Annotated in this window: 9 protein-coding genes, 2 tRNA genes and 1 pseudogene; 8 read left to right on the top strand and 4 right to left on the bottom strand. The window is 65.6% G+C overall.

Annotated features, from left to right (window positions below):
- Together K8V11_RS04225 and K8V11_RS04230 are read left to right on the top strand one after the other, a co-directional pair.
- Positions 1-210 (top strand): annotated as a pseudogene (locus tag K8V11_RS04225) (hypothetical protein); the annotation flags it as partial.
- Positions 211-491: 281 nt separating this feature from the next.
- Entirely contained in the window at positions 492-1,070 is a 579-nt protein-coding gene (locus K8V11_RS04230) for a hypothetical protein (RefSeq protein ID WP_303911152.1), read from the top strand.
- Here the strand turns inward: K8V11_RS04230 and K8V11_RS04235 are convergent.
- Positions 1,067-2,698: a helicase HerA-like domain-containing protein gene (locus K8V11_RS04235; protein ID WP_303911153.1), complete on the bottom strand. Its 1,632-nt coding sequence runs from the start codon at positions 2,696-2,698 to the stop codon at positions 1,067-1,069. The two genes, K8V11_RS04230 and K8V11_RS04235, sit on opposite strands and share 4 nt — an antisense overlap.
- Before the next feature lie 10 nt (positions 2,699-2,708).
- Here K8V11_RS04235 and orn point away from each other — a divergent pair, with 10 nt between their 5' ends.
- The 4 genes from orn (at position 2,709) to K8V11_RS04255 (ending at position 4,939) form a co-directional block, all read left to right on the top strand.
- Entirely contained in the window at positions 2,709-3,425 is a 717-nt protein-coding gene (orn, locus tag K8V11_RS04240; protein WP_303911154.1) for an oligoribonuclease, read from the top strand.
- 128 nt (positions 3,426-3,553) lie between these two features.
- A tRNA-His gene (locus K8V11_RS04245) sits at positions 3,554-3,626 on the top strand.
- Between the two features lie 235 nt (positions 3,627-3,861).
- Positions 3,862-4,224, top strand: a complete 363-nt coding sequence (locus tag K8V11_RS04250) for an iron chaperone (protein ID WP_303911155.1) — start codon at positions 3,862-3,864, stop codon at positions 4,222-4,224.
- 139 nt (positions 4,225-4,363) lie between these two features.
- A complete protein-coding gene (locus tag K8V11_RS04255) occupies positions 4,364-4,939 on the top strand; it encodes a dihydrofolate reductase family protein (RefSeq protein WP_303911156.1) in 576 nt (191 codons plus the stop codon).
- Positions 4,940-4,954: 15 nt separating this feature from the next.
- Here K8V11_RS04255 and K8V11_RS04260 read toward each other — a convergent pair whose 3' ends face one another.
- Complete coding sequence (locus K8V11_RS04260) at positions 4,955-5,767, bottom strand: MmpS family transport accessory protein (protein WP_303911157.1); 813 nt, start codon at positions 5,765-5,767, stop codon at positions 4,955-4,957.
- Positions 5,768-5,900: 133 nt separating this feature from the next.
- Positions 5,901-6,227: a helix-turn-helix transcriptional regulator gene (locus K8V11_RS04265; RefSeq protein ID WP_303911158.1), complete on the bottom strand. Its 327-nt coding sequence runs from the start codon at positions 6,225-6,227 to the stop codon at positions 5,901-5,903.
- A 16-nt stretch (positions 6,228-6,243) separates the two neighbouring features.
- Between K8V11_RS04265 and K8V11_RS04270 the strand changes: the two genes are divergently transcribed.
- Complete coding sequence (locus K8V11_RS04270) at positions 6,244-6,744, top strand: SRPBCC domain-containing protein (protein ID WP_303911159.1); 501 nt, start codon at positions 6,244-6,246, stop codon at positions 6,742-6,744.
- A 148-nt stretch (positions 6,745-6,892) separates the two neighbouring features.
- Positions 6,893-6,965, top strand: a tRNA-Lys gene (locus tag K8V11_RS04275).
- 97 nt (positions 6,966-7,062) lie between these two features.
- Here the strand turns inward: K8V11_RS04275 and K8V11_RS04280 are convergent.
- A partial coding sequence (locus K8V11_RS04280; protein WP_303911160.1) for a PadR family transcriptional regulator occupies positions 7,063-7,657 on the bottom strand: 595 nt, incomplete at its 5' end.

Consider the following 7,657-nt stretch of genomic DNA (forward strand, 5'->3'; position numbering starts at 1 on the left):
CTGTCGATCGATGCGCTCGCGCGCAACAAGATGCGGGTGGTGCCTGGACCTATCGGGCAGACGATGTCGCTGGCCACGAACTTTTTGCCTCGCCGTTTGGTGTCGCCGCTTGCGGGCAAGGCCTACGCCAAGCTCGGCGAGGGCTCGGCGGATGCGGCGAGTTCTGCCGACGCGGACAGCTCGGCTTCGACGCCCGACTCCCCCGCGTAGGTCAGGTTTGCGGGGCTATTTCTGTCTTTGGCGCGGGGCATCAAAGCAAGGCATGTCCCTCGAAAATTCACCGGGGCCTACTCAAATCTCGCTCGACCCGGCAAAATACGCGGCCAGCGGAATTTGAGTAGGCCCCGCGCACCCGAAGCGCCGAATCAACGGCGACTTGCTTTCTGGGTATTCACAGGGACTCCCGCTGCGCACGCGGCTCAGCTACGAGGGCAAAAATCACTCGCGAGAGGGATTCGCTCGGCAGTCGTGTCACAGTAGGTTCGTCTCTCATGAAGACGCCCCCTCGCACTGTGCGCAGCGGATCGCCGCCCGCCACCTACTTTCGAACCCGCATCTCGCCCGTGCTTCTCACCTCGTCCGCCGGGCTCGTCCTTCTCGGATGCACCTTGGGACGCGTGCTCGGTTCGGATACCTCAGCACCGGTCCACGACCCCTCGGCGAATGCATGGGGGATTCACCTATTACTCACGGTCGTGGCAATTGCGTTGAGTACGACGGTGATCGCCCGTTTCCGGGCACGACACGGGCGTTATCCCGACTTCGCCGGTCCCTGGCGAACCTCGACCTACGACGCGATTAGGCACACGTTCCGTCGGGCGGAGCCCAAACCGGATAGGTTCGACGTCCTGAGGTTGGCGAGGACGCTGGCGGTCGGTCTCTCGCTACTCATTGCCGCCTACGTCACCGTTCGATTGGGGATGCAGATCGGGTTCGTGGGTCGGCCCGCCGAATACGTGAACGCGTGGGGCGGACCGACCTACGCGGGAGCCTTCTACGCCCACGTCCTCGACGCGGCCCTCATCGCGAGTCCGTGCTTACTGCTAGGTCGAGCGGCGGCCATGCGCTAGCGGCGCCGACGCCGGGTGCCGAACAGGCTACGCGTGATCTCGCGGCCCGCAGCACTCGCGGCGCTGCGCATAAAGCTGCGCGTGGCGGGATTCGACAGCGCCCGCGACACGAACGAGCCCTCCTCCTCGCGCTCGCCGCCCTTCGTGCCCCCGCTTCCGTCTTCGCGGGGAGCTTCCTTCGCCGGCGCCTGCTCTGCGGCCGGCGCATCCTGCGCTCCCCCGCCGGCACCAGCCTCACCGGCACCGGCCTTCTCCGCCTGCTCGGCCAGCTTCTCGTAGGCGCTCAACGGATCGACCGTCTCGCCGTACTTCCCCCACGCCTCGCTGTCCTTCGCCGCAGCGGTGATCGCCTCGTTGCCGATCGTGTTCATCAGCGACGTCGGCGGATTCATCAGCGTCCACGCGACCGGCGTCGGCGCACCACGCTCCGACAGCACCGTCACAATCGCCTCGCCCGTGCCCGCGCCGGTGATGGCCTCTTCCAGGTCGTACACGTCGGACTTCGGGTAGGTCTTCACAGTCTTACTCAACGCCTTCTGGTCCTCCGGCGTAAACGCCCGCAACGCGTGCTGTACGCGCGCGCCGAGCTGCGAGAGGATGTCGCCGGGAATGTCGGTGGGCAGCTGCGAGCAGAAAAACACGCCGACGCCCTTGGAGCGAATAAGCTTCACCGTCTGCTCGACCTGGTCGAGGAACGCCTTCGACGCGTCCTCGAACAGCAGGTGCGCCTCGTCGAAGATAAACACGAGCTCCGGCTTGTCGGAGTCGCCCTTCTCGGGCAGATCCTGGAACAGCTCGGCGAGCACCCACATGAGGAACGTCGAGAACAGCACCGGACGCGTGGCCTGGTCGCCGAGCTCGACCAGCGAGATCGCGCCCTTCCCATCGACGACCTTTCGCAGGTCGGCCGGGTCGAGCTCGGGATCGCCGAAGAACGTATCGCCGCCGTTGTTCGACAGGTTCACCAGCGAACGCAGGATGACGCCGGCGGTCTGCGAAGACACGCCGCCGATGCCCTTGAGGTCCTCTTTCCCCTCGTCCGACGTCAGATGCTGGAGTACGGCCCGCAGGTCCTTGAGGTCGTAGAGTTCGAGTCCTTGCTCGTCGGCCCAGTGGAAGACCAGCCCGAGCGTCGACTCCTGGGTCGAGTTGAGTCCAAGCACCTTGGACAGCAGGATCGGCCCGAACGAGCTCACCCGCGCGCGCAGCGGCACGCCGATGCCCTCGGTCCCCAACGACAGGAATTCGACCGGATGGCCCGCCGGCGCCCAGTCGGCACCGGTCTGCTCGGCACGACCGCGCGCCTTGTCGGAATCCTCACCCGGCTGCGCGAGCCCGGACAGGTCGCCCTTCATGTCCGCCATCACCACGGGCACGCCGTTCACGGAGAGCTGCTCGGCGATCAGCTGGAGCGTCTTGGTCTTACCCGTGCCGGTCGCTCCGGCGACGAGGCCGTGTCGGTTCATCATCGACAGCGGAATGGAAACCCGAGCCTCGGGATCGGCCTTCCCGTCCACCAGAACGGACCCGAGTGAGATCCCGGCGCCCTCACTGGCGTACCCCTGCGCGATCTTCTTCGCGGGGGCCAAATCGGTGGTGTTCTCGCTTGCGGATGCATCATTCGGCATGATTTAGATCATGCCAGAATCAACTCCACCATTGTCCGGTACAAATGCAGGCGCGTCGGATCCGGCCGCACAATCGCCAGGTCACAAGGACTCCGCGGAGCCGCCGATCAATCCGAAGCACGACCGCATCGTCTGGATCGACTGCGAGATGACCGGCCTCGACGGCGGCACCGAACCGGGCGCCGACCTGCTGGTAGAGATCGCGGCTCTCGTCACCGACAGCGAGCTCAACATTCTCGGAGACGGCGTCGACATCGTCATCGGAGCGCCCGACGAGGCCCTCGATTCCATGAACGACGTGGTGCAGGAAATGCACCGCTCCTCCGGCCTCACCGAGGAGATCCGCGCCTCGAAGGTCACCGTCGAAGAGGCCGAGAAGGCGGTCCTCGAGTATGTGCGCGAGCACGTGTCCCAGCCCGGCACGGCACCCCTGGCGGGCAATTCGATCGCCACCGACCGCAAGTTCATCTCCCGCGACATGCCGGCGCTCGACGAGTTCCTCCACTACCGCATGATCGACGTGAGCTCGATCAAGGAACTCAGCCGCCGCTGGTACCCGCGCATCTACTTCGGCCAGCCCGATAAGGGCATGGCCCACCGCGCGCTCGCCGACATCATCGAATCCATCAAGGAGCTGCGCTACTACCGCGCCACCGCATTCGTGCCCCAGCCCGGCCCCACCTCCGAGGAGGTCGCCGCCGCAGCAAAGAAAATCACCGAAGGATGACGTCGGACGCCGCCCCTGCCCCAAGCGGCCGCCTCCGCAACTCCGGATTTCGTCCCGCCCACGGGTGGCATGTAGACTACTGAGCGCTGCAGTGATCGGCGCATCGCTTCGATCGGCTGTTCAGTGTGGTGAGTGTAGTTCAGTTGGTAGAGCACCAGGTTGTGATCCTGGCTGTCGCGGGTTCGAGTCCCGTCACTCACCCCGAATGAGAAGAGCGGGTTATCGGCACAAACGCCGGTGACCCGCTCTTCGTCTATCTGCCCATGTCCCGAAGCACTCCACGACGACCGGCACGGGAGACCGGCGGCCGGCGGCTCGACGCTGGCCTTGCGCTGGTTCTGCGATGTGGGGAGCGCGCGGGGCTGGGCGGAGGAGCACGTCCGGCGTCATACTCGGTGGTAGTACGCGGTGCAGTATGCGATGAGGAGCGGCGGAAATGACGCAGACGGCGGCAAGTGTCGATGAGTACCTGGCTGGGGTCGATCCGGCGTTTCGGGCGGAGCTGGAGCGGATCCGCGGGCTCGTGACCACGCTGGTTCCGGAGGCCGAGGAGAAGATCAGCTACCGGATGCCGACTCTCGAGTATCGCGGGCGCGCGCTCGTGTATTTCACGGCGTCGAAAAAGCACATGAGTTTCTACCCGTCCTCGATGGCGCTCGACGAGCTCGCGGACCGGCTAGAGAGCTACGAGCGGACCGCACACGCGGTGAAGTTCACGCTCGACAATCCGCTCCCCGACCAGTTGATCGAAGACCTAGTGCGGGTGCATGTGCGGGAAATCGACGCCGCGCAGGGGTAAACGGGCAGGCGGCGGCCGGCAACGGCGACAGTGCGCACGCACGGACAAAGGTGTGCGCCCTCCGCGCGAGATCCTGGAGGCACCACAGGGAGCTCTGCCCTGCATCGCGCGGGCGAGCTGGATTCTAGGGAGGGCCGCCGTGAGACCGCTGCGGTATTCGATCAACGTGACGCTCGACGGCTGCTGCCATCACGAGGCGGGGCTCATGCCGGACGCCGAGTCCATGGCGTACTGGACCGAGGAGATGGGCCGCGCGGATGCGCTCCTCTTCGGCCGCGTGACCTACGAGATGATGGAGGCCGCGTGGCGACGACCTGATTCCGGCGCGTGGCCCGAATGGATGCAAGCCTGGGACGTACCGTTCGCCGAGGCCATGGACAGCGCGAAGAAGTACGTCGTGTCGAGCACGCTTGATGGCGCCGGTTGGAATGCCGAGCTGCTGGACGGCGACCTGGAAGCCTCGGTGGTGAGGCTCAAAGAGGAACCCGGCGAGGGCTTGTGGGTCGGCGGCGTGACGCTGCCACTTGCGTTGGCCGATCTCGGGTTGATCGACGAATACGAATTCGTGGTCCAGCCGGTGATCGCCGGGCACGGGCCGACGCTGCTGTCCGGGCTGCGCGAACGCATCCAACTCGAACCGGTATCGCGGCGCGAATTTAGCTCCGGTGCGGTCGTGCAACGCTTTCGCCCCGTACCCGCGACGTCGCTGATGTAACCGCGCGCTGTTGCGCTAACCGAAGTGGGCGCACTCGGCCATGGAGAACGCGCCCGACGCCGTTTTCGAGTCGACCTCCTCGTCGTCGACGAAGATCTTGCAGGTGACCTCTCCCTCATCCATCTGGACAACGACAAGCGACGTCGCGTTGAAGGTGCTGTCCGAGGTGAACTCTGTCGACCACGGGGAGGGCACGCTTTCCTGCTGGACGCCGAGATCGGCGTCGATGTAGGTGACCGTGATCTCCGAGCCGGTTGACGACGTGGCCTCGAGACGGACCGTGCCGGGCCCGCCCGAACCGGGCAGGGTCGGTGTCGGAACGGCGAGCGTGGTCGAAGGCGCAGAGGGCTCGCTTGGCGCGAATGGTTCCGACGACCGTGGGAGCCCGCTGGGATTCGAGTCCCCGTAGGGCGGGGCCGAGGACGTCGCGGGGAGCGCAATACCTCCGCCGTCATCCCCCGAACCACGCATGGCGAAGAAGACACCGACGGCCACGACGGCGAGCACCACGACGCCGATGATTGCGGCGATGATCAAGCCGGTGTGGGTGCCTGACGAGGCGTTCGGGCCGCCCGGTTGCTGGGCGCCGCCGTAGTAACCGTACGGATTCGGAGCGCCGTAGGGCCGGCCGAATTGCTGCTGTTGCTGCTGTCCGCCATACGGGTCGCCGGCGTAAGGGTTGGCGTCGTATGGATTGCCGGCGTAGGGATTGCCGCCATAAGGGCTGGTCGGAAACTGGCGTGTGGGATCAGGAGCCGCCGCCATGGAATTCGGATCGTAGGGATTGTGCGGCTGCCCCGGGCGTCCATCGTGTGGCGGTTGGTTCATGAATTCGCTCCATCGACTCGTCCCCTGGCACGCAGAACGCGCGCGGCACTCTGTCTGAACGATATTGACTTACGGCGACTGTCGAGCGGGAAACCGCAGAATCGGGTTGCAGATCACAACGCCGACATCCCGTTCAACCGTCGTCAAAGTGGTCGAGCAGACCGACGGCTGCGCTCATATAGTCGCTGATCCATCGGTCGTGGATCCGCTTGATCGGCAGAGGCGAAAGGGTGAGGTGCCGCTCGCGCCCCTCCCTGCGGCCGGCGACGAGTTCGGCTCGTTCGAGAACCTTGAGATGTTGGAGCACAGTCGTGCGATCGAGTTCGGGCATCCGCGCGCATAGGGCGCCGGTCGTGAGTGGGCCGGTTTTGAGTGCGTCGAGCATGCGCCTACGCATGGGGTTGGCGAGGGCCTTGAAGACGACGTCGTCGTCTCCCCTCTTGCCGGACGCTTTGCTCATGTTGTAATTTTACAACATGTCGAACACCGAGCACGACGCCGCGCTGACCGAACTCTCCTTCACCGTCTCCGGGTACATCTCCAAGCCCGCCGAGCAGACCTATGAGGCAGTTGCCGACCCCGAGCAGCTCTCCCACTACTTCACCACCGGGGGCGCCCAGGGGCGCCTCACCTCCGACACCACCGTCACGTGGGATTTCGCAGATTTCCCCGGCGCCTTCCCCGTGCGCGTCGTCGAGGCCACTCCGAGCAAGAAGATCGTCATCGAATGGGAATCGGGCGAGTCGGCCGTCGAGGGCGCGGCCTCCAACCCGGGGCACACGCGCGTCGTGTTCGAGTTCGAACCGATCGACGACAACACGCGCACGCTCGTCACCATCACCGAATCCTCGTGGACGGCGACCGCGGACGGATCGAAGGCCGCGTTCGGCAACTGCATGGGCTGGTCCGGCATGCTCGCTGCGCTCAAGGTGTGGATCGAGCACGAGATCAACCTCCGCGAGGGCTTCTACAAGTAGCGCGAATTCGCGTTTACGAAGGGGTGAGCAGATCGAAAACCGCACGTACCTACCTTGATTTCGCGATCTGTTCACGCGGTGCTAATGTATTCAACGGTTCAAGCGAGGTCGCCGGGATCCACTTCGGAGGACATCGCGGAATCGTTCCGCGCCAATAGCTCAACTGGCAGAGCAGCTGACTCTTAATCAGCGGGTTCGGGGTTCGAGTCCCTGTTGGCGCACAACATTAAGTCAAGGCCGGAAATCTCGTTTCGAGATCTCCGGCCTTGGTTTTATTTCAAGTGGCGCATCGCCCCTGCGAGGCGAGCACACGCTCGGTTATCCGTTCTCCGCGAGCAGGGCGTAGAGCTCCCGGCGGAGTTCGTCGATCTGCTCCTTCGCCTTTTCGACGAGCTCCTCGTCTCCAGTTGCCATAACGGCGCGCATCGCAAGCATCGCCTGCCGGACCGAGTCGGCCATTTCGCGCCCGGGTGCCGATCCACCGCCGTCCTGCGCATCCTCCGGAGCACCTTCGGCCTCGCCGAGGTCCCAGGGGGCGCGCTTTTCCGCGAGCTTTTCCGCTTCCTCGCGGCCCGCGTCGGTCAGCGAGAAGTGCTTGGGGCCGGCCTCCGGTTCGGGCGCGATGAGGCCCTCGTCCTCGAGCTGCGACAACGCCGGATAGACGGCGCCGGAGCTCGGCGACCATTCCCCACTGCTTCTCTCGGCGAGCTCGCGCATGACGCCGTAGCCGTTGAGCGGCCCTTCGGCGAGCAGAAGCACGATCCCCACGCGGACATCGCCGCGCCGCGCCCGCCGGCGCCCATCCCCACGGCCGCCGCGCGGTCCACGGCCCGGACCGAAGCCCCGGCCGAATCCGCGCGGGTCCCCGGGCACGACGCCCTGTCCGCCGAACGCCTCGCCGACGAACTCCGCG

The organism is Dietzia timorensis, assembly GCF_020742175.1.
Taxonomy (GTDB): Bacteria; Actinomycetota; Actinomycetes; order Mycobacteriales; family Mycobacteriaceae; genus Dietzia; species Dietzia timorensis_A.

Bases quoted from the DNA above. Each gene is read 5' to 3' on its own strand.
- K8V11_RS04230 (WP_303911152.1), top strand. From the start codon at position 492: ATGAAGACGCCCCCTCGCACTGTGCGCAGCGGATCGCCGCCCGCCACC.
- K8V11_RS04235 (WP_303911153.1), bottom strand. From the start codon at position 2,698: ATGCCGAATGATGCATCCGCAAGCGAGAACACCACCGATTTGGCCCCC.
- orn (WP_303911154.1), top strand. From the start codon at position 2,709: ATGCCAGAATCAACTCCACCATTGTCCGGTACAAATGCAGGCGCGTCG.
- K8V11_RS04250 (WP_303911155.1), top strand. From the start codon at position 3,862: ATGACGCAGACGGCGGCAAGTGTCGATGAGTACCTGGCTGGGGTCGAT.
- K8V11_RS04260 (WP_303911157.1), bottom strand. From the start codon at position 5,767: ATGAACCAACCGCCACACGATGGACGCCCGGGGCAGCCGCACAATCCC.
- K8V11_RS04265 (WP_303911158.1), bottom strand. From the start codon at position 6,227: ATGAGCAAAGCGTCCGGCAAGAGGGGAGACGACGACGTCGTCTTCAAG.
- K8V11_RS04270 (WP_303911159.1), top strand. From the start codon at position 6,244: ATGTCGAACACCGAGCACGACGCCGCGCTGACCGAACTCTCCTTCACC.